Origin of the sequence: Mesorhizobium sp. WSM4935 (genome assembly GCF_029625735.1) — a bacterium.
Classification (GTDB): domain Bacteria; phylum Pseudomonadota; class Alphaproteobacteria; order Rhizobiales; family Rhizobiaceae; genus Mesorhizobium.
Map to the genome: position 1 here is coordinate 69,809 of NZ_JARTVR010000010.1, position 22,807 is coordinate 92,615.

Sequence of the window (22,807 nt, forward strand, 5' to 3'; positions counted from 1 at the left end):
GCGGTGTGGCCGGGCGGACCACCTGAGATTGCTCAGGCTTTCGGGGCCGGACCGGTCGAGCCTCTGACGACGAACTCGACCCCCATCGTCTCGCGCCGCACGGCGCCGTCATGGTCGAGGATCATACGCGCGGCGCGGCGGCCGATCTCGGTGATCGGCTGGGCGACCGTGGTCAGCGGCGGCGTGGACAGCGCGCCGTCCGGCACGCCGTCGAAACCGACGATGGAGACATCGCCAGGGACGTCGAGCCCTTTTGCTCTCAGCCAGTCGATGGCGATCAGGGCCATGCGGTCGGACATCGCCAGAATGGCGGTCGGCGGTTCGCCCCTGGCGAAGATCGCCTCGAGGCCGGCCCTGGTGCTTTTTTCCTCGTTCTCGGTCTCATAGACCGGGATGGTCGCCGTATCGATGCCGAAGCGGGAAAGCTCCTCGAAATAGCCGGCAAGGCGATCGCGCGTACCGGTGTAGACCGCGCTGCGCACGACGTCCGGCGTCGCGAAGCCGGTGCGATTGTCGGCGAAGCCGAGCGACAGGACGGCGAAGCGGCGATGGCCGAGCTCGGCTAGATGCCGCGCGGCGAGCTTTGCGCCGGCGACATTGTCGACGCCGATCGCCGATACGGTCTCGTCCTGGAAACCGAGTTCCAATGCAACAAAGGGTAGCTTGCGCTCGCGCGTCAGGTCGACGAGGCGCGAGCCGCCTTCGATGCAGAACAGCACAAAACCGTCGACCAGCGCGCTCCGGATGTTCCAGGCGAGCTTTTCCTGATTGGCGGCCGACACCAGCGCGATGCCCGCACCGGTGGCGTCGCAGGCTTCGGAAATGCCGGCCATCATCACGCGCGCGAACGGATCGTCGAAGAAGTAGGAGAGGGGCTCGGTGGTCGCGACGCCGATGGCGTTGACCTTGCCGGCCCGCAGCAGCCGGCCTTTCGGGTCCGGCCCGGCATAGCCCATCTGCTCCGCGACCGCCTTGACCCGCTCGCGCACCTCGGCGCGCACGATCTCGGGGCGGCTGAAAACATTCGAGGCCGTACCGTGTGAGACGCCGGCTGCCTTGGCGATATCGGCCAGCCTGATCGGTCTTGTCTGGCCTTCGAGGAGTGATGCCATGTCGTTCCTCCGAATCCGGTCACGCGACGAACATGACCGCTGAATTGCTGCCGGTCATCTAACATTTTTGTTGGATCGATTCAAATTTCGCTTGACCTTACGTGATCGAGGGCTATGATTTGAATCGATCCAAGATACCGCCTCAATGGTGAGCGGGTTTCAAAGGGAGGGTGCCATGCATCCGGTGAGCTATTTGTTCGAAGACATCTACCGCAACGATTGGGGCATCGCCTCGGCCGCTGTCAGTGAGAAGCGGCGGGGCAGAGTGGGCCCTTGGCGTCGCGAGCCGCGCTTCCTCGTGGAGCGCAAGCGCGGCTGAACCCCAGCCATTTTCCGCACCTAGGTGTTGGATCCATTCAATTCAAGGAGGAGCAGCCATGCATCCGATTGGTCATCTGTTTCAGGACATCTACCGCAACTACTGGGGCATCACGCGCGGAACCGAGCAGCCCGAACGACGACGCCGCGACGAACCGCCTGCGTGCTCGCACAAGCGGCGAACCGGCCGAAAATAGCCTAGGGGCGAGGGCGCCATAGCGCCGAGACGGCGATCGCCACCCAGCCAGCGATCAGCAGGGTGCCGCCGATCGGCGCCGACATCGGGAACAGCCGCGAGGCGAGGAAGTCGCGGGTGAGCAAATCGCCGCAAAACAGAAGCAGGCCCGCGAGCAGGACGAGGCTGGCGATCCTGAGACAGCGGTTGCCGCCGGCCAGGCCGATGGCAAGAAGTACCGGCGCATGCATCAGCAGGAAACTGGCCGCCGTGCCGGTGAAGGCGCCGCCGCGATGCGCGGCCGCCGCCGACAGCGCCACGCCGGCCGCGCCGACGAGGCCGGCTGCCAGCACAAGGACGCGACTCCCGTTGTCTGGCGTTTGCCCGGTAAGGCTCATCTTGGATGCTCCATGCTGCGGTTGGGCGGAGGCGCCGATCAGGATTCACCGGCCTCGAGCAGCATATGCCGTGCCCGACGCGACTGGACAATCCAGTTGTACACCGCACCCAGCGCCATCAGCACCGCTGTGCCCAGAAACACCGAGCGCATGCCGAAATGCCCGCCGACGAAGCCGCCGGACAGCGGTCCCGCGACCTGGCCGACATATTGCGCCGAGATCGCCAGGCCAAGCACATTGCCGCCGATCCCGTCGGGGATGTTGTGACGGATGACGCTGGTGATGCAGGGCAACAGTCCGCCCAGCGCCAGACCCATCAGGAAGCGCAGGCCGATCAACTGCCAGCCATTGGTGACGAAGGCTTGCGGGATGAGCAGCAATGCCGAGACCGCCAGCGCGCCGACCACAACGTTCCAGTGGCCGATGCGGTCGGCGAGTTTCCCCAGCCAGGATGAGGACAGGATGGTGCCGAGCGCCGCCGCGGACATGACGACGCCCGCGACCATGGTCACCTTGCTCTGATCCTTAACGAGCTGCTGCACATAGACGGTGATGATCGGCTCGATCGACATGGTGGCGAAGGCGAGTAGCATGCCGGTGGCCAGCATGGCGACGATCGGCCGCTTGTCGGGGATCTGCGACCAGCCGCTTTTCGGCTTCGCCGTCGAGGCGGGCTTGAGCGCCGGCGGATTTTCCTTGATCAGGAAAGTCGTCGCCAGGAAAGCCAGGAAGATGACGCCGCCGGAAAGCAGGAAGGTCGCGCGAATGCCGATCAGCGGCGGCAGCAGGCCGCCGAGCAATGGTCCGACCAGCGAGCCCGCCGTGATGCCCGCCGCCAGCACGCCCAGCGCCCAGCCCGAACGCTCCTTCGGCGTTTGCATCGCCACCAGGATCGTCGAGCCCGAGGAATAGCCGCCGGCAAAACCGATCAGCAGCCGGAGCAGCACCAGCTGCCACACGCTCTGGACCATGCCGGTCAGCGACATGCAGATCGCCATGCCGAACGAAGCGCGCACCAGCATCAGCTTGCGGCCGTAGCGGTCGCCAAGCCGCCCCCACAAGGGCGCGACCAGCGCGGCCGCGAAGAAGGTCGCGCCATAAGCGATGCCCGACCACTGCGCGATCGCCGCGTGGCCGTCGGCGCCGAGCTGCTCGACATAAAGCGGCAGGAACGGAAGCAGCAGCGTCATGGCGACAAGTGTGCTGAACGACCCGGCGAAGCATACGGCGAGGTTGCGCCGCCAATGGATGTTGAAGCCGCTTCGTTCGGATTCGCTGGGCGCCATGTCATGCATGCCAATGCTGGGTTGTTACGAATACCAACTTGGGATACCAAGTCGGTATCCGTCATGGACCCTGGCACTTGCCGCTGTCAATGCGGCTTTGAAGAGCGGAACGACAATGTCGCAGATGCAGAATGTCGAAAGGCAGCTTCGCGAGATGATCCTCGGGCTGGAGATCGGCCCGGGCGAACGTTTGACCGAGCGTTGGATCGAGAGCCGGTTCGGCGCTTCTCGCACCCCGGTGCGGGCGGCGCTGCTGCGCCTGGAAACGGAAGGGTTGATCGGCCGCGACGGCCGCGGCTGGACGGTGGCGCCGATCAATCTTGCCGAACTTGGGCAGATCGCCGTCTACCGTGAAGCGGTCGAGGTGGCTGCGGTCCGCCTGACGGCGGCGCTCGAAGACCGCAGCGGGATCGACGTGATTGCGGCGATGCTCGATTCCTGCGACGCCGAGACGCCGCGTGAAGAATGGCATCGCGTCGGCCTGGATTTCCACATCGAATTGGCAAGGCTGTCCGGCAATGAGTTCCTGCTCAGGGCCGTGCGCGACGCGATGACCAGGCTGTCGCGGGCGCGTTGGTTGGAGGTGCGGGACGAGAAGGCGCTCGGCCGCGCCTGGGCCGAGCACCACGCCGTCCTCGCCGCCGTCAGGAGCGGCGATGCCGACGAAGCGGCGCGGCTGCTTTCGGCTCACATCGCGGGCAGTCGCGATCGGCTTGTCAGCTCCTTGCATGACGACCGGCGCGGCTTGCGCGCCAGAGGGTTCGCCGTCGTCGCGGCCTAAGTTGCCTTGTGGCCATTCGCATTAGCAGGCTTGCAACATGGCCGAGAGAATGCTGTAGGGGACGAGGGGGATGAAGGCCGACTACCATTGATTATCTTGCTGAACTCGCGGACGCATGGCCACACTCTCCCGAACCGCCGCAAAGCTGTTCTACTACGCGCGCAATTTCGCGCGCGACCGCGCACCGCAATCGCTGTTCCGCGACCGCCTCGCCAGCCGGCTTGAGCAGGCGAGGCTTTCAGGCAAGACGGTTCGCGAGCGACTGAACTACTACAACAAGCTGGAACAGCCGTTCGTGCCCAGTCCGGACGCCATAGCCGTCGGCAAGCTGCCGACCTCTTCCAGCATGTATTATTACGACCTCAAGGAATTCGCCCGCTATTTCGATCCCGGTCTGCTGATCGACTTCGAGTTCGGCGACGTCGTCGGCGTTCCGGAACTCCCTAGGATCGTCAAGGACCGGCCCATCGGCGACTACAACGCGAACGCCGTGCTGATGAAGCTGAACAAGTTCCGTCACTTCTACATGCCGCCCGACAGCCTGTCTTTCGCCGACAAACGGCCTATGGTGGTCTGGCGCGGTCATCTCAACAATCCGCTTCGCACTCGCTTCGTGGAAAAAGCCGCCGACCTGCCGATTTGCGATGCGGGTTCCCACAGGGCCGATGCGCCCGACGGATACCGCAAGCCGTTCCTGAACATCGAGCAGCAGCGGCGCTATCGCTACATCGTCTCGCTGGAGGGCAACGATGTCGCGACGAACCTGAAATGGATCATGAGCTCCAATTCGCTCTGCCTGATGCCGGAACCGACCTACGAAACCTGGTTTGCGGAAGCCCAGGTCGAGCCCAACGTCCATTATGTGCCGCTGCAGCCGGATTTCTCCGACCTGGTCGACAAGGTCGCCTATTTCGAAAAACATCCCGCCGAGGCGGGACGGATAACCGCCGCCGCCAACGCCTATTGCCGCAAATTCGGCAATGAGCAGGACGAGCAGGCGATCTCGCTGCTCGTCCTTTATAAATATTTCGTGCTGAGCGGGCAGATAAAGCCCGACCCGGAAGTCTGGTGCTTCATCGCCGGCTAGGCATGGGAGCGGTCGAGCACCTGATCGGCCGGGCCAAACCGGTCCCTGGCGGTGAATTGCTGGTGCCAGTAGGGATAAAGCACCGGCGGCCGGCTGACCGCGTCAAGGCGCTGCCGTTCCTCCTCGGAGAGCGACAGACTGGCCGCGGCGAGGTTGTCCTTGAGCTGCGCCTCATTGCGGGCGCCGATCACCAGCGAGCTTACCGCCGGACGGCCGAGCAGCCAGGCAAGCGCCACCTGCGCTCCTGAGACACCCCGTGCCTTGCCGATGTCGGAGAGCACGTCGACGATGCGCCACAGACGGTCCTCGTCGCGGATCGGCGGCTCCGTCCAGCCGCCGAGCTGGCGCGCCGTCGGGCTGTCGCGGTGGTATTTGCCGGAGAGCAGGCCACCGGCCAGCGGGCTCCAGACCAGCACGCCGAGGCCCTGGTCGACCGAAATCGGCAGCAGTTCGTATTCGGCCTCGCGGGCTTCCAGCGTGTAGTGGATCTGCTGGGTGACGAAACGGGCCTGATGGCGGCTGTCGCTGACGGCAAGCGCCTTCATCACCTGCCAGCCCGACCAGTTGGAGCAGCCGATGTAACGGATTTTGCCCTGGTTGACCAAGGTGTCGAGCGCCGCGATCGTCTCCTCGACCGGCGTGAGGCCATCCCACTGATGGACGAAGTAGATGTCGATGACGTCGGTCCTCAGCCGCTTCAGGCTCTTTTCGCATTCGCGGATCAGATGATGGCGCGACAGGCCTTCGTCGTTGGGGCCGGTGCCGATGCGCATGCGCGCCTTGGAGGCGATCAGCACGTCGTTCTTGCGCTTGCCGCCAAGCGCCTCGCCGATGATCTCTTCCGACAATCCGTTGGAATAGACGTTTGCCGTGTCGATGAGATTGATGCCGGCATCGATACAGGTGTCGATGATGCGGCTGGCCTCCGCGAGGTCGGAACTGCCGACGGCGGCGAACGGGCCGGTACCGCCAAAGGTCATGGTGCCAAACGTCAATGTCGAGACTTTCAAGCCGGATCGGCCCAGCGTGCGGTATTCCATGTCGTCCTCGCGATTTTGTTTGAAGAGGCGCGGTGGCGCCCTGAAAGAGGCGAGGGGATTTGTAGGACAATTCCCGCCGCTTGTCGCCCCGCTATCGATACGGTTCGATCACATATCGGCTACATCGATCCGCGCGGGCGGGCGCTTGCAATAAAACCGTCATTGCGCCTCTGTATCTCAGTCGGCTTACGGAGTTGCGTTTGCGGTTCGCGGCCGGGGCGCATCCGAGGCGAGGTGGCTGGCAGGCAGGAGCTGCGCGATGAACGAACTCAAAACAAATTCCGGGGCGAAGGACTGGCTCGAAGCCGAACTCGAGGATACGCTCGACGAGGATTATGAGCTGGAGATTTCCGAACCGGCACTCTCGCTCGAGATCGCCAAGATCTACAAGAAGTCGCATCCGCCTTCCATCGATCGGATGACCTATTTCCGCGAGCTGCTCCGGCTGCAGTCCGAACTGATCAAGCTGCAGTCATGGGTCGCCTACCACAAGAAGAAACTGGTGGTTGTCTTCGAGGGCCGCGACTCAGCCGGCAAGGGCGGCGTCATCAAGCGCATCACACAGCGGCTCAACCCGCGCATCGCCCGCGTCGTGGCGTTGCCGGCGCCGACCGAGCGCGAGAAATCGCAATGGTATTTCCAGCGCTACGTGCCGCATCTGCCGGCAGGCGGCGAGATCGTGCTGTTCGACCGCTCCTGGTACAACCGCTCCGGCGTCGAGCGCGTGATGGGCTTTGCTACGCCGGATCAGGTCGAGGAGTTCTTCCACGACGTGCCGGAATTCGAGCGCATGCTGGTCCGCTCCGGCATCACGCTGGTGAAATACTGGTTCTCGATCACCGACGAGGAGCAGCAGATGCGCTTCCTGATGCGCATCCACGATCCGATGAAGCAGTGGAAGCTCTCGCCCATGGACCTGCAGTCGCGCGTGCGCTGGGAGCAATACACCAAGGCCAAGGAAGAGACCTTCGCCCGCACCAACATTCCGGAAGCGCCCTGGTTCATCGTCGAGGGCAATGACAAGAAGCGCGCACGGCTGAACTGCATCGACCATCTCTTGCAGCAAATGCCGTATGAGGAAGTGCCGCATGAGGAGATCACGCTGCCGGAGCGTGTCTTCAACCCGGACTACGAGCGCCAGGTGCTGCCGCGCGAGCTCTACGTGCCGCAGAAATATTGAGGCGGCTTTCCTTCTCCCACAACAACTGGAGTAGGAAAGGGCGCTACGCCCGCCCGATCATCACATGTGTCGCATCGGCGGTCGCCACCTGCCCGGTGCAGCGATATCCCAGCTTCGGCATGTCGAGTCCGGCGAACAGATGCTCACCGGAGCCGAGCAGGACAGGCGAGATCGCCAGGTGCATTTCGTCGATGAGCTTCTCTTGCAGATATTGACGGACGGTCGAGACACCGCCACCGACCCGCACATCCTTGCCGTCGGCCGCCGCCTTCGCCTGCTCGAGCGCCGAACGGATGCCGTCGGTGACGAAGTAAAAAGTCGTCCCGCCTTCCATCTCGATCGGCGTGCGCTTGTGATGCGTCAGAATAAAGGTTGGCACGTGATAGGGCGGGTTGGCGCCCCACCAGCCTTTCCAATTATCGTCCGGCCATTCGCCGCGGCTCGGCGCGAACATGTTGCGGCCGAGGATCCAGGCGCCGACATTCTCGAAGCTGCGCACGGCAAAATCGTCGTCGGTATCCGTCGTCCCGCCCTCCTTGCCGATCATCTGGTGGAACGAGCGGGTTTTGATCATCCATTTGTGCAGGTTTTCGCCGCCCACGCCGAGCGGGTTATTGAGGCTCTGGTCGGGGCCAGCGCCGTAGCCGTCGAGCGACAAGGTGAAAGCGTTGACACGCAGCTTGGACATGGCCGCCTCCTTAGCTAGTTGCAATTCGCAAGCGGTTATGGACTAGCCTGACTGATTGCATAATGCAAGCGGCATTTTCCGGCGGGCTACTTGCGAACCTATTGGTCGGCGGCATCAAGAATGCGTTCGATGGCAACGCGTAGCGCCGGCAAGTTGTCCGTCACGACGGTCCAGACTATTGCGTCGGAAGTCTTGTGATATTCATGACGCAAAATGTTACCTATGCCCCGGACCTGCTTCCAGGGGATTTCCGGAGCAAGAGCAGTCAGGTCGTCTGGAAGGTGCCTCGTCGCCTCGGAAATGATCTCGATACCCCGCTCGACGCCGTGGCGAAGCAGCCAATCGCGGCGGAAATCTTCCAGCGTCTTGTCAGCCGTGGCGTTGGCGATGCCATCCAGGGCCGCAATGATCTCTGCGAGGATCGGCTTGATCCGACGTGGTGCCATTAAAACACGCGCACGGCCGATCGTTCGATATCCGCCCTCAGCATCGGGTGAAGGCTATCCCTTGTGGTGATGTCGATTTCGGTCGACATCTTCTCTTCCAGAAATTGTTTGATGCAGACGAGATCGATCAGGGAAAAACGCCGCGCCGGATCATAGTCTATGAAAAGATCAAGATCGCTGTCCGAACGTGCATCGCCGCGGGCGGCCGACCCGAACAGATAAAGCGATATCGCGCCCATGCCCCTGATTGCATCTGCGTTCTTCTGCAACTGTTCGATGACTTCATTCCTGCTCATGGATGCATTCTAACGAATCCCGCTAGAATTCCAAAATCGCGAAGTGGACCTAACCCTTCAGCATCTGCGCCACCACGGGCGCGAAATAGGTCAGCACGCCGTCGCAGCCGGCGCGCTTCAGCGAAAGCAGCGATTCCAGCATCGCCTTCTCGCCGTCGATCCAGCCATTGGCGCTAGCTGCCTTGATCATGGAATATTCGCCCGACACCTGATAGGCGAAGGTCGGCATCTGCAGCTCGTCCTTCAGCCGGCGGATGATGTCGAGATAGGGCAGGCCGGGTTTCACCATCAGCATGTCGGCGCCTTCGGCGAGGTCCTGCTCGGCCTCGCGCACCGCCTCGTCCGAATTGGCGTGGTCGATGTAATAGGTCTTCTTGTCGCCCTTGAGCAGGCCGGCGGTGCCGACCGCCTCGCGGTAGGGCCCGTAGAATGCCGAAGCGAACTTCGTCGCATAGGACATGATCGCCACGTCCTGGAAGCCGTTGGCGTCGAGCGCGTCGCGGATGGCGCCGATGCGGCCGTCCATCATGTCCGAAGGCGCGATGATGTCGGCGCCGGCCGCTGCCTGGATGACGGCCGCGGCGGCGACCTGCTCCACCGTCTCGTCATTGACGATGATGCCGTCGCGCAGGATGCCGTCATGGCCGTGGCTGGTGAAGGGGTCGAGCGCGGCATCGGTGATGATGCCGATCTCCGGCACCGCGTCCTTGATGGCGCGCGTGGCGCGGTTGATGACGTTGTCCGGGTCGAGGATGTGCGAGCCGGTCTGGTCGCGCAGCGCAAGCTCGACATTGGGGAATGTGGCGATGGCCGGAATGCCGAGCTTGGCCGCGCGCTCGGCTTCCTTCACCGCGAGGTCTACGGACAGGCGATAAACGTCCGGCATGGCGGCGATCGGCTCGCGCGTGTTCTTGCCGTCGATGACGAAGATCGGCCAGATCAGGTCGTTCACCGAAAGCTGGTTCTCCTGCACCAGCCGGCGCGACCAGTCGGCCTTGCGCATGCGCCTGAGCCGCCGGCTGCCGGTGATCTCGTCGACGCTGCGCGCGCCGGCAGGCTTTGCGGGGGTGAATTTGTTCATCGCCGAAACTCTCTTTTGGCCTGGCTTTTACCACGCGTCTCCGCCGCTGACCAATGCGACACGATTGTGCCAGTCACGCGCCAAGGCAGGGTAGGTTGAGATTCAGGTCAGGCCGAGTCGAAAACGGTGGCCGCCGAGAACCGGAACGGAGCGTACGTTCGGGTACGCGAGAGCGTTTCACCGTTTCACGGAAGCGGCTAACCGCTCTATCTCCTTGTTTTTACGCAATTCCGAACGGAAAACCGCTCACACTTTTCTTGGAATTGCTCGAGTACCGGAAGCGCAGGAAGCCGCCGCTTGCAGACCGGCATCACCTGAATATCAAGCTGCCCTAGGGCTGCCCGTGCCCCGACAAGATCTGCGCAGCGCCCCTGATCGCAACCCGGAAGGCCTCGTCGAAGCTGACGCCGCGCACCTGCCAGCGATAGGTCTTGCCGCGGTCGGCCAGCCGCCAGTCGGCGACCCAGCCCAGGTCCTTGTCGCTCCACACGATGCTGCCCGCGAGCGCCCGGGCCGCCCCCGCCTTTTTCGCGAGCTTGTCCAGCCTTGCCATATCGGCTCCGGAGAGCGCCTTCTCATCGAGACCGCCAAGCTGCGCGGCCTTTGGAAAGGTGACGCGCATCAGCAGCGGAAAGGTGGCGTTGGAAAAGGATTCACGCATCGTCTTGCCCCGATCCTCATCCGCCGTCAGCACGAAATGCCGCGAGCCTTGCTCGGCGGTCATGAAGACGGCGATCACAGGTCGCTCGCCGAGCCAGGGCCTGCTGCCGAGCTGCGCCAGGAGCTTGTCGACGACGGCCGGCTTGTAGATGCAGGTCAGGTCGTGCGGCCTGTCATGCGTGCCTTGCTCGTCATGGATCGGGATGCCTTCGAGCCGGTCGCGATAGCGGAAGGACTGGACGAAGTCGGCCGCCTTGTCGCGCAGCGCCAACATCTCCGTCTTCTGCGTCAGCCGTTGGTCGCCCGAGACCTTGACCAGCACCTTGTCCAGGCAATCCTTGAACCCGATCTGCCGGTTCACGTCCCCGGTGCCGGTAACGATCGTTTGCGCCTGGTAGAGCTCGGCGATCGCCGCCGCGCGGACGGGCACTCCCAGACACAGGAGACCGACCAATCCAACCACGAAGCGGGAAATTCCAGGCATGTCGATCTGCTCGAAACCGGCCGGACACAGTCCTTTGCCGGTTACCTAACACTTGGCGCGGCCGCCCGCCAGCGCAACAACCCCGCCCAGGAACCGCTACCATTGACGCGTCTCCATGCCGCCTTTAGCACTTCTCTCCCCCGACGGGCGGAAAGAGGGATTTTCTGGCGATGGATTTTGGCGGAGGCGACGAGATCCGCTTCGAGCAACTGGGCAGAGCGGGCGTGGTCACGTTGACCCGGCCTAAGGCGCTCAACGCCGTCACGCACAACATGGTGAGGGCGCTCGGCAAGGCGTTGGACACTTGGGAGCAGGATCCGGGCATCGGGGTCGTCGTCGTGAAGGCCGAGGGCAGGGCGTTTTCCGCCGGCGGCGATATCCTGCACATCTATGAAGCCGGCCGCGCCGGCAAGCCGCCGGTCGATTTCTTCGCCGACGAGTACCGGCTCAACGCCCGCATCGCCCGCTTCCAGAAACCCTATGTCGCGCTGATCGACGGCATCGTCATGGGCGGCGGCGTCGGCATCTCCTTCCATGGCTCGCATCGGGTGCTGACCGAGAATGCGCAGTTCGCCATGCCGGAGGTCGGTATCGGCTTCTTCCCCGATGTCGGCGCCAGCCACTTGCTGCCGGATCTGGGCGGCTCTTTCGGCATGTATCTCGGGCTGACGGGAAATCGCATCCGCTATGGCGACGCGCTGTGGTCGGGGCTGGCCACCCACACCATAAAGGCCGAGGACCAGGCGGGCCTGCTCGACGAATTGGCGACGAGCGGCGACGCCAATGCGGAGCTGCGCGATTTCTTCATGCCGGCCAAACGCGAGACGGAGCGGCAGGACCTGGAGGCGATCGCGCGCCATTTTTCGCAGAGCTCGCTGGCCGGCATCATCGACAGTCTGGAGCGGGCAGGGGCCGAGGATGCTTTTGCCGCAAAGACGCTGGCGACGCTGAAAACCCGCTCGCCGACCAGCCTCAACGTCGCCTGGCGCCAGATCAGCGCAGGGTCGACGCTGTCGATGGACGAATGCATGAAGATGGAGTTCCGCATCCTCAACCGCATGCTCGCAGGACATGATTTCTACGAAGGCATCCGCGCCGCCATCATCGACAAGGGGTCGACGCCTGAGTGGCGGCCCGCAGGCCTTGCTGATATCAGCGTAGCCGACATCGACGCCTATTTCGCGCCGCTCGGGGATAAGGAGCTCGCCCTGTGAGCGAGGTCACCTCCCGGCGCGTGGTGCTGCAACCCTCGACCACCGAGGTCATCTTCGCCTGGTTCCAGCGCGTCATCGCCGGCTACTGCCTCTTGTTCGGCATCCTTTACTGGATCCGCCTGATCGGCATCTACCCCGGCGCGCTATGGCGCTTTGATCTGATGCCGGTGCATTGGCAGGTGGCGGCCGCGACGCTTGCCGTCTTCTTCCCCTTCGCCGCGGCGGGTCTGTGGATGCTGGCGTCCTGGGGGCCGGTGATCTGGTTCATCTGCGCGGTGACGGAGACGGTGATGTATGCCGGCTTCCCCGATCTCTTCGGCCACCGGATTCTGATCGTGATCTCGCACGCATGCGTCGCGCTGCTTTACGTCGTCTTCCGCGTGGCCATCTGGCTGCGGAAGCGCCAGCTCCGGCAGTAATGCATTCGCCCGAAAGTGGGCAGCGATTTGGGGAGAACGACATGCATCAAAAGAAGGCCTAAAGCGCGTCGCCTGGATCCACTTCAGCGCGACGCGCTTTAGGTTGCCGGGAGGCTCCAGGGCCTAGATTCGGAGTTGGCGACTGCCCAAAACCGTTGGCTAAATCTTTAGGTTAATTGTTCTTGCTCGGGTGACCGATCGTTAAGCGTCTTCCGAAACCTCTTACCGGTAAGCTCTTGTTAGCCCTGGCGTTTAAGTCGAATTTTATGAGTATTCGATAGTGTCGCGATCAAGGTGAAAAACAAAAAATCACCAAGGCGACAAACGAGAGGCAAAGACAATGATCAATTCGCGTCCGGCGGCGAAAACCGCAAACGTATCCGACGATCGCCGCGAGGCTATCCGTTCGCTGTACATGGAATCGCTGCAGCTGGTGGAGCGCCTGCACCGCCGTCTGCTTGACGTGATCAAGGACGAGTTCGACCGCAACGGCCGTTCCGACATCAACGCCATCCAGGCGCTGCTGCTCTTCAACATCGGCAACTCCGAGCTGACCGCCGGCGAGCTGCGCTCGCGTGGCTACTATCTCGGCTCGAACGTCTCCTACAATCTGAAGAAGCTGGTCGACCTCGGCTTCATCAACCACCAGCGCTCGCGCATCGACCGCCGTTCGGTCCGCGTCTCGCTGACGCCGAAGGGCAGCGAGGTGGCCGACGTGGTCGCCGGCCTCTACGAGCGCCATGTCGGCTCGATCGAGGCGGTCGGCGGCATCAACACCGACGAGTTCAAGCAGATGAACCGCGCGCTGCAGCGGCTGGACCGTTTCTGGAACGACACGATCGCGTATCGGATGTAAGTGGTTCGGAATTTGACGGGAAAGCCGTGCCGAAGAAGCGCAGCCCGGGGAAAGAACATGGGGCCGGTGCCGAAACGCGCCGGTCCTTTCTTTTCGCGAAGGCGGCATCCGCGGGAGTTTGACCGTCGCTTCGCGCGCATTCAAGCTCTACGCGTGAAGGGCGCAGACTTCGCAAGGACACGTCAGCACCCGCCGATGCAAAAAAGCATCGCTGTCATTTCTTCATCTGGCGGGCGCATGCAAATCGCGGGGCAAGGCCACGTTGCCGCCATAATCCCGTTGGAAGCGGATTGCGGGTGATGCTGCGGGCCTATGCCCTGCACTCCTTGGAACTTGCGTGGCGGCAGCGCGTTTCTGGCGGCCGAACGATGCGGGTCATGGTTGGCGAATTGTTAAGTTTGCCGCCCCTAGAGTGCGGACAAGCCGCCCGGCAAGCGATTGAGCGAGAGCGATCAAACAAAGAATGTCTGCCATGAGAACCAGCCGCCGTTTCTTCCTTACCGGAGCCTCCGCGCTCGCCGCCGCCGTCGTCGCCGGCCATGCGAGCGCCCAGGACGTGATCGGGGATATCCTGAAATCCTCGACCCGCGGCAATTGGGACGACCAGTTCGATGCCCGCGCCAACGACACCAACAAGGTCGCCTCGACGCTGCCAATCTTCAGCCAGCAGACGGTGGCCTTCACCGAGCAGGCAGTGGCGCAGTACCAGAACATCGTCTCCCAGGGCGGCTGGGAACAGGTTCCGGCAACCAAGAAACTGCAGCTCGGCGATGACGATCCCGATGTCGTGCCGCTGCGCAAGCGCCTGATGGTCTCGGGCGACCTGCCGCAGAGCGCAGGCATTTCGACGGCCTTCGATTCCTATGTCGACGCGGCGGTCAAGCGCTTCCAGCTCCGCCACGGCCTGCCGGCCGATGGCGCCATGGGCAAATACACCTATGCCGCCATGAACGTGTCGGCGCAGGTCCGGCTCGGCCAGTTGCAGACCAACCTGCAGCGTCTGAAGGAAAAGGCCGGCACGCTCGGCAACCGTTATGTGCTGGTCGACATTCCAGGCGCCCAGGTCGAAGCGGTCGAGAACGACCGCGTCGTGCTGCGCCACACGGCAATCGTCGGCAAGATCGACCGCCAGACGCCGATCGTGAACTCGAAGATCAACGAGATCATCGTCAACCCGTACTGGAACGCGCCGGTCTCGATCGTGCGCAAGGACATCATTCCGCTGATGCGGAAGGACCCGAACTACCTCAAGGACAGCCACATCCGCCTGTTCGCGCCCGACGGCAGCGAGGTCGATCCGATGACCATCGACTGGTCGACGGACGATGCCGCGAAATACCGTTTCCGCCAGGATCCGGGCAGCAACAACGCCATGGCCTCGGTCAAGATCAACTTCCCGAGCCCGGACGGCGTCTATATGCACGACACGCCGCAGCAGAGCCTGTTCGGCAAGCTGATGCGCTTCGATTCCTCCGGCTGCGTGCGCGTCCAGAACGTGCGCGACCTCGTCACCTGGATCCTGCGCGACACGCCCGGCTGGGACCGCCAGCATTTCGAGGCGGCGATCAAGACCGGCGAGAACACGCCGATCCAGGTCGTCAACCCGGTGCCGGTCCACTTCCTCTATATCTCCGCCTGGTCGACCGCGCCTGGCGTCGTGCAGTTCCGCGACGACATCTACGGCCTCGACGGCGCCAGCGAGCTGCAGATCAGCTCTGCGCTGTAAGTAGCTAATCTTAAAACAAAAAGGCCGCTCTCGTAGCGGCCTTTTTGTTTAGGGTCGGCCGCGCGGCTACCGGCAAGCGGAACGACAGCCTCGGCGCTGGACGGCGGGCGTTCGATTGCGCATGGTTGGATTGATTTAGCTCGGCAATCGGGCAGCTGGAATCGCGCCATGGACGTCGCCGTCTTCATCCTCGTCGTGCTCGCCTTCGTGACGGTCTCGGGCGCGCTGGTGCGGCTGGTGCGCGTGCCGCTGCCGGTGCTGCAGATCGCCATCGGCGCCGCCCTTGCCTGGCCTGCGCGAGGTCTTCACATCGAAGTGGATCCGGAGCTTTTTCTCCTGGTCTTTATTCCGCCGCTTCTGTTCGGCGACGCCTTTTCGGCGCCGAAGCGTGAACTGATGGCGCTGCGCGGTCCGATCCTCGACCTCGCCATCGGGCTCGTCTTCTTCACCATCGTCGGCTTCGGCCATGCGTTGCACTGGCTGGTGCCGAGCATTCCGCTGGTGGTGGCCTTCGCTCTGGCCGCCGTGCTGTCGCCGACCGACGCGGTCGCCGTGTCTTCGATCGTCGACCGCAATGTCGTCCCGGCGCGGCTGATGCACATATTGGAAGGCGAGTCGCTGCTCAACGACGCCTCCGGCCTAGTGATGTTCCGTTTCGCCGTCGCGGCGGCGCTGACCGGCAGCTTTTCGCTAGCCGCGGCATCCCTGAGTTTTGTCTTTGCCGTCGCGGTCGGTATCCTCGCCGGCCTCGCGGCGTTGTTCATCGCCGCGAAGTCTTTGCAGATCCTCAGCCGCATCACCAGCACGCCGGCCGAAGCGCAGGTGCTGGTCATGGTCTTGCTGCCCTTCGTCGCCTATCTGCTCGCCGAGCATTTGAACGCGTCGGGCATTCTCGCAGCGGTCACGGCCGGCCTTCTGACCGGCTACTCCGGCATCGTCCGCCATATGGCGGTCTCGGCGCGTATCCAGACGATCTCGCTCTGGTCGATGCTGATCTTCATGTTCAACGGCTCGCTGTTCATCCTGCTTGGCCTGCAACTGCCCGACATCATCCGCAAAGTGCCGCCGGAGCTGACCACCCGGCATTGGCTGTTCGAGCCGGCATTGACCGTGCTGTTGCTCACGCTCTGCCTCATTGGTCTTCGCTTCGTCTGGATCTGGATCGGGGATATCAGCGCCATGCTTGCCGCGCGGCTTGGCAAGCGCAAGGCTGAACCCTTCGGCTTCCGCGTCAGGCTCGCCGGCTCGATGGCCGGCGTGCGCGGCGCCGTCACACTGGCCGGCATCCTGTCCCTGCCGCTCACCTTGCAGGATGGCTCGCCCTTTCCCGCGCGAGACCTCGTGATCTTCCTCGCTGCCGGCGTCATCATCTGCTCGCTGGCGATTGCAAGCCTTGCCCTGCCGGCGGTCGCGCGTGGTCTCGTAGAACCGGGCGAGCATCCGGGTGCCGCCGAAGAGCGCAGGGCCAGGGTCGGCGCCGCCAATGCCGCCATCGCCAGGATCGAAACCTTGGCCAGCGACGGCAATGAAGGAGAGGGGGCTGAGATGAAGCTCGCAATCGCCGAGAGCGTCGCCTCCATCTACCGGCGCCGCATCTCGCTCTCCGACGGCGCCGACGAAGCGCGCGCCGAGGCCCGCGAATCCGGCCGGATCGAGATGGAGCTCAGGCTTGCCGGCATTGAGGCCGAGCGCGCCGAGCTGCGGGCCATGCTTCGCCGCGGCGACATCAACGACCAAACGGCGCGCAAGCTGTTCACCGAGATCACCTTCTCGGAAGCGGTCCTCAGGGGCCGCGAGCCGCGGAATTAGAACCGGCTGCGCCGTCTTGGCGCAAACCGGCCAGCAAATTTCGCGCCGCAAACGTGGCGGCCCGAAAACAACTGTGTTAATGGCGCGGCGACCTCGCAGACCTCCGGCCCCAAGGGAAAGCAAGCCATGTCAAATGCCGCGGCAGCCTCCAGCACATTCGAATCCTTCTTTGAGACAACGCTTGCCGACGCCGATCCGGAAATCTTCGGCGCCATTCGCAACGAGCTCGGTCGTCAGCGTCATGAGATCGAGCTGATAGCATCGGAAAACATCGTATCGCGCGCCGTGCTCGAAGCGCAGGGCTCGATCATGACCAACAAATATGCCGAGGGCTATCCGGGCAAGCGCTACTATGGCGGCTGCCAGTTCGTCGACGTGGCCGAGGAACTGGCCATCGAGCGCGCCAAAAGGCTGTTCGGCTGCAACTTCGCCAATGTCCAGCCGAATTCGGGCAGCCAGATGAACCAGGCGGTGTTCCTTGCGTTGCTGCAGCCGGGCGACACCTTCATGGGCCTGGACCTCAATTCGGGCGGCCATCTCACCCACGGTTCCCCGGTCAATATGAGCGGTAAATGGTTCAAGGTCGTCTCCTACGGCGTGCGCAAGGACGATCATCTCCTCGACATGGATGCCATCGAGAAGACCGCGCACGAGACGAAGCCGAAGCTGATCCTCGCCGGCGGCACCGCCTATTCGCGTATCTGGGACTGGAAGCGTTTCCGCGAGATCGCCGATTCGATCGGCGCCTATCTGATGGTCGACATGGCGCATATCGCGGGTCTGGTCGCCGGCGGTATGCACCCGTCGCCGCTGCCCCATGCCCATGTCGTGACCACGACGACGCACAAGTCGCTGCGCGGCCCGCGCGGCGGCATGATCCTGTGCAACGACGAGGAAATCGCCAAGAAGATGAATTCGGCGGTGTTCCCGGGCTTGCAGGGCGGTCCGCTGATGCATGTGGTCGCCGCCAAGGCGGTGGCGCTCGGCGAGGCGCTGAAGCCGAGCTTCAAGGTCTATGCCGAAAGCATCGTCGCCAACGCCAAGGCGCTCGCCTCCAGCCTGCAGGAGACCGGCCTCGATATCGTCTCGGGCGGCACCGACAACCATCTGATGCTGGTCGACCTGCGCCCGAAGAACGCCACCGGCAAGCGCGCGGAGGCAGCCCTCGGCCGCGCCAACATCACCTGCAACAAGAACGGCATCCCGTTCGATCCGGAAAAGCCGTTCGTCACCTCGGGCGTGCGCCTCGGCACGCCGGCCGGCACCACGCGCGGCTTCGGCCAGGCCGAGTTCCGCGAGATCGGCAAGCTGATCGCCGAGGTGCTGGACGGGCTGAAGGTGGCGAATTCCGACGAGGGCAATGCGGCGGTCGAGGCCGCGGTGAAGGCCAAGGTCACTGCGCTGACCGACCGCTTCCCGCTCTATCCTTACCTCGGTTGATTCTTCCGCCGGCTGGCCGCCCTCGGTTGACCGGGCGCCGCGTGTCATCTTTTATCCTTGCGCTTCGCGCCGCTTACGATCCGGCGGCGCGGCTTACCGGAGACTTGATGATGCGCACTTCCCGCCTTGCCGCCTTGGCCCTGTTCGGCTCGCTGTCTGCTTCCGGCGCGGTCGCCCAGGAGCAGACGAACGCCGATTTGCCGGCCACCAATACCTTCGGCAAATGGACCACCATCATCGATACGCTCGATACCGGGCAGGACGCGCACAAGACCTGCGCTGCCTCGACGGCTTTCCTCGACGGCACCGGCAATGCGGGCTCCCTGACCCTGTCGATCTCGACCGGCGACGCGCTGCCGCCGGACGCGTATCCGGCCATCATGTTCATTATCGACAACAAGACCCTGCCGACCGGCAAAAAGATCGCCGCGACCTTCGGCGACCCCGGCGTGAAGGTTGCCGCGACCGTAAGCTCCAACGCGGCCGCAGGCGGTCGTCCCAGTTGGATGGTCGACAGCGATGCCAAGACCAGCCTTGCCTTGCTGCGCGCCATGCGCAAGGTTACCTCGCTCGATGTGGTCTTCGGTAAGCAGACCGTCGCGAGCATCCCGATGGACGGGTTCACCAAGGCCTATCGCAATCTCGGCACGTCCTGCGGCTTTTCGACCAAGGACGTCGCGCCCTGACACATGCCCGCCGGCGGGCAGGGGTGCTGGCAATCTTGCTCCTGCCTCGCTATCTCTGAGGCATAAAAGGCTCTAAGCCATCGCCGACCAGAGTGAGATGACGCTTCCTTGAATCGCCCTCTCACTCTAAAATTTTGTTTTTGAAACATGATCTTCTCCGAAAAGTCTGCAACTTTTCGGGATCATGCCTGAATCGCGAAACCCAAGGCTCTCCATGCGCTGTCCCTATTGCCAGTCCGAAGATACGCAGGTGAAGGATTCGCGTCCCGCCGAAGACGGCGCGGCGATCCGCAGGCGGCGGGTGTGCCCCGATTGCGGCGGCCGCTTCACCACTTTCGAGCGCGTCCAATTGCGTGACCTCGTCGTCATCAAGAAGTCTGGCCGCAAGGTGCCTTTCGACCGCGACAAGCTGCTGCGCTCCGTCGAGATCGCCGTGCGCAAGCGCAATGTCGACCCCGAGCGCATCGACCGCGCCGTTACCGGCATCGTGCGCCAGCTCGAAAGCTCCGGCGAGACCGAAATTGCGTCGGGCGAGGTCGGCCGGCTGGTCATGGAAGCCCTTAAATCGCTGGATGACGTCGCCTATGTCCGCTTCGCCTCGGTCTATCGCAATTTCCGCGAGGCCAGGGATTTTCACGAGCTCTTGGGCGAATTGAAGGGCGACGAGGAAAAGAGCGAAGAGGACGCCGGCTGATTATGGTGGGACCGCGACTGGATGAGGCCGCGCAGGCGGCCCTTGATCGCCGTTTCATGGCCGCGGCTATCAGGCTGTCGCGCCGCAATGCCGGCCGAACCTCCACCAACCCCTCCGTCGGCACCATCATCGTGCGCGACGACGGCGCCGGCCCGATGATCGTCGGCACTGGCGTGACGGCCGTGGGCGGGCGCCCGCATGCCGAGACCGAGGCGCTGGCCGAGGCCGGAGACCTCGCGCGTGGTGCCACAGCTTACGTTACTCTGGAGCCTTGCGCCCATCACGGCCGCACGCCGCCTTGCGCCAACGCGCTGGTCAATGCCGGTGTCGCGCGCGTCGTTGGCGCGGCCAGCGATCCCGATCCGCGCGTCTCCGGCAAGGGCTACGCCATCCTGCGCGCCGCCGGTGTCGAGGTGGTTGAGAAGGTGCTGGCCACCGAGGCCGCCGAGCAGATGGCCGGCTATCTGACTCGCTCTCGGAAGAAGCGCCCGGAAGTAACTCTGAAGCTTGCGCTTTCGAGCGACGGCAAGATCGGTCGCAAAGGCGCCGGCCAGGTTGCCATCACCGGCGAGATCGCGCGCCGCGATGTTTATCTGATGCGCGCCGAGGCAGACGCCATCCTGGTCGGCATCGGCACTGTGCTGGAGGATGATCCGGCGCTGACCGTGCGCCTGCCGGGACTGGAGAACCGCTCGCCGGCGCGCATCATCCTCGATCGGCAGATCCGGCTGCCTGAAACATCGAAGCTTGTTTCCGGCGTCGACCGCGTGCCGCTCTATGTCGCCGCTTGTCTGGAGGCCGACCCGCATCGGCGCGCGGCCCTCGAGCGCGCAGGCGTGCGCTTCATCGGCACCGAAACATATCAGAGCGAAGTGGCCTTGCCGGAATTGCTGGAAGACCTTGCCGCGCTTGGCATGGCAAGCGTCTTGGTCGAGGGCGGCGCCAAGGTGGCCAAGGCCTTCCTGAAGGAAGATCTTGTCGACCGCATTGTCCTTTTCCAAGGTCCGGACGCCATTGGCGAAGACGGTATTGCATCGCCCATTGACGCCGACCATATCCCGGCTGGATTTCGCAAACTGCGCGACATGCGCTTCGGCGAGGACAGTTACGCCGAGTGGGTAAGACCATGACCCCAAGAAGCGGGAACCGGTTGTTGGATCAGATCATGGTCAAAACGAAAGACACTCCCTGATGTTTACCGGAATTGTCACGGACGTGGGCACTGTCGCTTCGGTAAAGCCGTTGGCCGAAGGCGTCGGCCTGCGCATCGACACGGCCTATGATCCCGAAACCATTGCGATCGGCGCTTCGATTTCCTGCGGCGGCGTCTGTCTCACCGTCACGGCGCTCCCGGAACACGGCTCGAATGCGCGCTGGTTCGAGGTCGAGGCCTGGGAGGAAGCACTGAGGCTGACCACCGCTTCGAGCTGGAAATCCGGCACCCGGATCAATCTCGAACGCGCGCTGAAGATCGGCGACGAGCTCGGCGGTCACATCGTCTCTGGCCATGTCGACGGTACCGCCGAGATCGTCGAGCGTAAAGAGGAGGGCGATGCCGTGCGCTTCACGCTGGAAGCGCCGCGCTATCTGGCAAAATTCATCGCGCCTAAGGGATCGGTCGCGCTCGACGGCACCTCTCTCACCGTCAACAAGGTCGAAGGCACCCGCTTCGACGTGCTTCTCATCCATCACTCGCTGAGCGTCACGACCTGGGGCGAGCGCCAGGCCGGCGACCGCGTCAATATCGAGATCGACACCATGGCCCGCTACGCAGCGCGCCTGGCGGAGGCGGCGAAAGAAGGGCTTTGAACACGGTCCGGCGAGGCGGCGACCAAAGCAGGTCGTGAGGGCAGCGCCGTTCAGAACGGCTTCCCGCTTCACTTCTGCCCAGACCCCACGTAAGCTTTCCCCTGGTGGAGGGGAAAGCCATGAGCAGCCCATCGCAACAAGCAGCGAAGCTCGGCTTCGGATTTGCGGTGTCGCAGGCGCTGCGCGTCGTTATCGAACTCGGCATTCCCGATCTTCTGGTTTCCGGCGAGCAGTCGGTTGAAGACTTGGCTGCCGCCACGAAGGCGGATGCGGAGCCGCTCTACCGCGTGATGCGGCTTCTGGCACCGGAGGGGGTCTTCACTGAGAATCGCCCTCGTCATTTTGCCTTGACGGAGGTCGGCGCGGCGCTTCGTTCCGATCGGCCCGGGCCACGCGATTTCATCCGGATGATCAACAGCGAGGCTTACCTCGCCTTCGAGCAGCTTCTGCATTCCGTCCGCACCGGAAAGCCGGCCTTCGACAAGGTATTCGGAAGCCCGAGATTCGATTGGCTTTCGGCCCACCCGGAACAGGCCGCCCTGTTTCAGCGCGCCATGGTCGCGTTGAGCCAAGGCACCAACGAGGCGGTCGCCGACGCCTATGATTTCAGTCGATACACACGGGTCGTCGATGTCGGCGGCGGACATGGGCAGCTTCTCTCGGCTATCCTCGCCCGCAATCCCCATTTGAGCGGCGTTCTGCTCGATCTGCCGTCCGGGGTGGCGGCGGCGCGCCGGGGCGCGGGCGGCGATCTGCCGCGCACCGACTTCGTCGCGGGCGACTTCTTCGAGAATGTCCCGGCTGGCGATATCTATGTGATCAAGAAGGTCATCCACGACTGGAACGATGAACGTGCGGGGCTGATCCTGCGACGTTGCCGCGAGGCCATGCCAGCCCATGGCAGGGTGCTCGTGGCCGAAACACTCGTGCCTCCGGGCGATGAGCCGGATCAGATCAAGGCCATCGATGTGGTCATGCTCGCGGTCACAGGCGGCCTTGAGCGGACCGAGGCACAATACGCCAGGCTGTTCGACGGTGCGGGACTGAAGCTCGAACGGGTGATCGGCACCCGAGCAGCGATCTCGATCCTCGAGGCTGCGCCTGCCTAGCCAAAGAAAGTGC

The 22,807-nt window shown here is 63.6% G+C and carries 24 protein-coding genes; 15 read left to right on the forward strand and 9 right to left on the reverse strand.

What is annotated here, in order from left to right; translation table 11 throughout:
• Positions 1-32: 32 nt before the first annotated feature.
• Complete coding sequence (locus P9273_RS21660; RefSeq protein WP_278050733.1) at positions 33-1,112, reverse strand: LacI family DNA-binding transcriptional regulator; 1,080 nt, start codon at positions 1,110-1,112, stop codon at positions 33-35.
• Positions 1,113-1,287: 175 nt separating this feature from the next.
• Between P9273_RS21660 and P9273_RS21665 the strand changes: the two genes are divergently transcribed.
• Entirely contained in the window at positions 1,288-1,431 is a 144-nt protein-coding gene (locus tag P9273_RS21665) for a hypothetical protein (RefSeq protein WP_278050734.1), read from the forward strand.
• Between the two features lie 197 nt (positions 1,432-1,628).
• Here P9273_RS21665 and P9273_RS21670 read toward each other — a convergent pair whose 3' ends face one another.
• Positions 1,629-2,003 carry a DUF423 domain-containing protein gene (locus tag P9273_RS21670; RefSeq protein ID WP_278050735.1) on the reverse strand — a complete coding sequence of 125 codons (375 nt, stop codon included), beginning with the start codon at positions 2,001-2,003 and terminating at the stop codon, positions 1,629-1,631.
• Positions 2,004-2,041: 38 nt separating this feature from the next.
• Positions 2,042-3,289: an MFS transporter gene (locus P9273_RS21675; RefSeq protein WP_278050736.1), complete on the reverse strand. Its 1,248-nt coding sequence runs from the start codon at positions 3,287-3,289 to the stop codon at positions 2,042-2,044.
• Positions 3,290-3,404: 115 nt separating this feature from the next.
• On the opposite strand from P9273_RS21675, the gene P9273_RS21680 reads away from it, so the two are divergent.
• Entirely contained in the window at positions 3,405-4,070 is a 666-nt protein-coding gene (locus P9273_RS21680) for a GntR family transcriptional regulator (protein ID WP_278050737.1), read from the forward strand.
• Positions 4,071-4,185: 115 nt separating this feature from the next.
• Positions 4,186-5,157: a glycosyl transferase family 90 gene (locus P9273_RS21685; RefSeq protein WP_278050738.1), complete on the forward strand. Its 972-nt coding sequence runs from the start codon at positions 4,186-4,188 to the stop codon at positions 5,155-5,157.
• Here the strand turns inward: P9273_RS21685 and P9273_RS21690 are convergent.
• On the reverse strand, positions 5,154-6,197 hold the full coding sequence (locus P9273_RS21690; protein WP_278050739.1) for an aldo/keto reductase: 1,044 nt from the start codon (positions 6,195-6,197) through the stop codon (positions 5,154-5,156). The genes P9273_RS21685 and P9273_RS21690 overlap by 4 nt on opposite strands.
• 259 nt (positions 6,198-6,456) lie before the next feature.
• On the opposite strand from P9273_RS21690, the gene ppk2 reads away from it, so the two are divergent.
• The gene (gene ppk2, locus P9273_RS21695; RefSeq protein ID WP_040999941.1) at positions 6,457-7,377 is read left to right on the forward strand and encodes a polyphosphate kinase 2; all 921 of its coding nucleotides are present in this window, start codon (positions 6,457-6,459) and stop codon (positions 7,375-7,377) included.
• Positions 7,378-7,420: 43 nt separating this feature from the next.
• On the opposite strand, the gene P9273_RS21700 is transcribed toward ppk2, so the two are convergent.
• From P9273_RS21700 to P9273_RS21720, 5 genes are all read right to left on the reverse strand, one after another.
• A complete protein-coding gene (locus tag P9273_RS21700; RefSeq protein ID WP_278050740.1) occupies positions 7,421-8,065 on the reverse strand; it encodes a dihydrofolate reductase family protein in 645 nt (214 codons plus the stop codon).
• 98 nt (positions 8,066-8,163) lie between these two features.
• Positions 8,164-8,511 (reverse strand): HepT-like ribonuclease domain-containing protein, encoded by a 348-nt coding sequence (locus P9273_RS21705; protein ID WP_040999939.1) that lies wholly within the window; start codon positions 8,509-8,511, stop codon positions 8,164-8,166.
• The gene (locus P9273_RS21710) at positions 8,511-8,807 is read right to left on the reverse strand and encodes a nucleotidyltransferase family protein (protein WP_278050741.1); all 297 of its coding nucleotides are present in this window, start codon (positions 8,805-8,807) and stop codon (positions 8,511-8,513) included. Before P9273_RS21710 ends, P9273_RS21705 begins: the two co-directional genes overlap by 1 nt.
• 49 nt (positions 8,808-8,856) lie before the next feature.
• Positions 8,857-9,888: a porphobilinogen synthase gene (gene hemB / locus P9273_RS21715; protein WP_278050742.1), complete on the reverse strand. Its 1,032-nt coding sequence runs from the start codon at positions 9,886-9,888 to the stop codon at positions 8,857-8,859.
• Between the two features lie 331 nt (positions 9,889-10,219).
• The gene (locus P9273_RS21720; RefSeq protein ID WP_278050743.1) at positions 10,220-11,032 is read right to left on the reverse strand and encodes a DUF2066 domain-containing protein; all 813 of its coding nucleotides are present in this window, start codon (positions 11,030-11,032) and stop codon (positions 10,220-10,222) included.
• 170 nt (positions 11,033-11,202) lie between these two features.
• Between P9273_RS21720 and P9273_RS21725 the strand changes: the two genes are divergently transcribed.
• From P9273_RS21725 to P9273_RS21775, 11 genes are all read left to right on the forward strand, one after another.
• Positions 11,203-12,246 carry an enoyl-CoA hydratase/isomerase family protein gene (locus tag P9273_RS21725; RefSeq protein WP_278050744.1) on the forward strand — a complete coding sequence of 348 codons (1,044 nt, stop codon included), beginning with the start codon at positions 11,203-11,205 and terminating at the stop codon, positions 12,244-12,246.
• The gene (locus P9273_RS21730; protein ID WP_278050745.1) at positions 12,243-12,665 is read left to right on the forward strand and encodes a DUF6163 family protein; all 423 of its coding nucleotides are present in this window, start codon (positions 12,243-12,245) and stop codon (positions 12,663-12,665) included. Before P9273_RS21725 ends, P9273_RS21730 begins: the two co-directional genes overlap by 4 nt.
• Positions 12,666-13,005: 340 nt before the next feature.
• Positions 13,006-13,521: a transcriptional regulator LdtR gene (gene ldtR, locus P9273_RS21735; protein WP_040999933.1), complete on the forward strand. Its 516-nt coding sequence runs from the start codon at positions 13,006-13,008 to the stop codon at positions 13,519-13,521.
• A 472-nt stretch (positions 13,522-13,993) separates the two neighbouring features.
• A complete protein-coding gene (locus P9273_RS21740; protein WP_040999932.1) occupies positions 13,994-15,247 on the forward strand; it encodes a L,D-transpeptidase family protein in 1,254 nt (417 codons plus the stop codon).
• A 168-nt stretch (positions 15,248-15,415) separates the two neighbouring features.
• A complete protein-coding gene (locus P9273_RS21745; RefSeq protein WP_278050746.1) occupies positions 15,416-17,056 on the forward strand; it encodes a Na+/H+ antiporter in 1,641 nt (546 codons plus the stop codon).
• Between the two features lie 126 nt (positions 17,057-17,182).
• On the forward strand, positions 17,183-18,496 hold the full coding sequence (glyA, locus tag P9273_RS21750; protein ID WP_278050747.1) for a serine hydroxymethyltransferase: 1,314 nt from the start codon (positions 17,183-17,185) through the stop codon (positions 18,494-18,496).
• A gap of 110 nt (positions 18,497-18,606) precedes the next feature.
• Positions 18,607-19,182 (forward strand): hypothetical protein, encoded by a 576-nt coding sequence (locus P9273_RS21755; protein ID WP_442920251.1) that lies wholly within the window; start codon positions 18,607-18,609, stop codon positions 19,180-19,182.
• Positions 19,183-19,396: 214 nt separating this feature from the next.
• Complete coding sequence (gene nrdR / locus P9273_RS21760) at positions 19,397-19,876, forward strand: transcriptional regulator NrdR (protein WP_040999929.1); 480 nt, start codon at positions 19,397-19,399, stop codon at positions 19,874-19,876.
• Positions 19,877-19,878: 2 nt separating this feature from the next.
• Complete coding sequence (gene ribD, locus P9273_RS21765) at positions 19,879-21,006, forward strand: bifunctional diaminohydroxyphosphoribosylaminopyrimidine deaminase/5-amino-6-(5-phosphoribosylamino)uracil reductase RibD (RefSeq protein ID WP_278050749.1); 1,128 nt, start codon at positions 19,879-19,881, stop codon at positions 21,004-21,006.
• Positions 21,007-21,067: 61 nt separating this feature from the next.
• Entirely contained in the window at positions 21,068-21,685 is a 618-nt protein-coding gene (locus P9273_RS21770) for a riboflavin synthase (RefSeq protein WP_278050750.1), read from the forward strand.
• A gap of 119 nt (positions 21,686-21,804) precedes the next feature.
• Positions 21,805-22,794: a methyltransferase gene (locus P9273_RS21775; RefSeq protein ID WP_278050751.1), complete on the forward strand. Its 990-nt coding sequence runs from the start codon at positions 21,805-21,807 to the stop codon at positions 22,792-22,794.
• Positions 22,795-22,807: the final 13 nt, after the last annotated feature.

Coding starts and splice junctions, on each gene's coding strand:
- P9273_RS21665 (WP_278050734.1), top strand. CDS start 1,288: ATGCATCCGGTGAGCTATTTGTTCGAAGACATCTACCGCAACGATTGG.
- ppk2 (WP_040999941.1), top strand. CDS start 6,457: ATGAACGAACTCAAAACAAATTCCGGGGCGAAGGACTGGCTCGAAGCC.
- ribD (WP_278050749.1), top strand. CDS start 19,879: ATGGTGGGACCGCGACTGGATGAGGCCGCGCAGGCGGCCCTTGATCGC.
- P9273_RS21680 (WP_278050737.1), top strand. CDS start 3,405: ATGTCGCAGATGCAGAATGTCGAAAGGCAGCTTCGCGAGATGATCCTC.
- P9273_RS21775 (WP_278050751.1), top strand. CDS start 21,805: ATGAGCAGCCCATCGCAACAAGCAGCGAAGCTCGGCTTCGGATTTGCG.
- glyA (WP_278050747.1), top strand. CDS start 17,183: ATGTCAAATGCCGCGGCAGCCTCCAGCACATTCGAATCCTTCTTTGAG.
- P9273_RS21770 (WP_278050750.1), top strand. CDS start 21,068: ATGTTTACCGGAATTGTCACGGACGTGGGCACTGTCGCTTCGGTAAAG.
- P9273_RS21700 (WP_278050740.1), bottom strand. CDS start 8,065: ATGTCCAAGCTGCGTGTCAACGCTTTCACCTTGTCGCTCGACGGCTAC.
- P9273_RS21710 (WP_278050741.1), bottom strand. CDS start 8,807: ATGAGCAGGAATGAAGTCATCGAACAGTTGCAGAAGAACGCAGATGCA.
- P9273_RS21725 (WP_278050744.1), top strand. CDS start 11,203: ATGGATTTTGGCGGAGGCGACGAGATCCGCTTCGAGCAACTGGGCAGA.
- P9273_RS21705 (WP_040999939.1), bottom strand. CDS start 8,511: ATGGCACCACGTCGGATCAAGCCGATCCTCGCAGAGATCATTGCGGCC.
- P9273_RS21660 (WP_278050733.1), bottom strand. CDS start 1,112: ATGGCATCACTCCTCGAAGGCCAGACAAGACCGATCAGGCTGGCCGAT.
- P9273_RS21685 (WP_278050738.1), top strand. CDS start 4,186: ATGGCCACACTCTCCCGAACCGCCGCAAAGCTGTTCTACTACGCGCGC.
- P9273_RS21670 (WP_278050735.1), bottom strand. CDS start 2,003: ATGAGCCTTACCGGGCAAACGCCAGACAACGGGAGTCGCGTCCTTGTG.
- P9273_RS21745 (WP_278050746.1), top strand. CDS start 15,416: ATGGACGTCGCCGTCTTCATCCTCGTCGTGCTCGCCTTCGTGACGGTC.
- P9273_RS21740 (WP_040999932.1), top strand. CDS start 13,994: ATGAGAACCAGCCGCCGTTTCTTCCTTACCGGAGCCTCCGCGCTCGCC.
- nrdR (WP_040999929.1), top strand. CDS start 19,397: ATGCGCTGTCCCTATTGCCAGTCCGAAGATACGCAGGTGAAGGATTCG.
- ldtR (WP_040999933.1), top strand. CDS start 13,006: ATGATCAATTCGCGTCCGGCGGCGAAAACCGCAAACGTATCCGACGAT.
- P9273_RS21675 (WP_278050736.1), bottom strand. CDS start 3,289: ATGGCGCCCAGCGAATCCGAACGAAGCGGCTTCAACATCCATTGGCGG.
- P9273_RS21755 (WP_442920251.1), top strand. CDS start 18,607: ATGCGCACTTCCCGCCTTGCCGCCTTGGCCCTGTTCGGCTCGCTGTCT.
- hemB (WP_278050742.1), bottom strand. CDS start 9,888: ATGAACAAATTCACCCCCGCAAAGCCTGCCGGCGCGCGCAGCGTCGAC.
- P9273_RS21720 (WP_278050743.1), bottom strand. CDS start 11,032: ATGCCTGGAATTTCCCGCTTCGTGGTTGGATTGGTCGGTCTCCTGTGT.
- P9273_RS21690 (WP_278050739.1), bottom strand. CDS start 6,197: ATGGAATACCGCACGCTGGGCCGATCCGGCTTGAAAGTCTCGACATTG.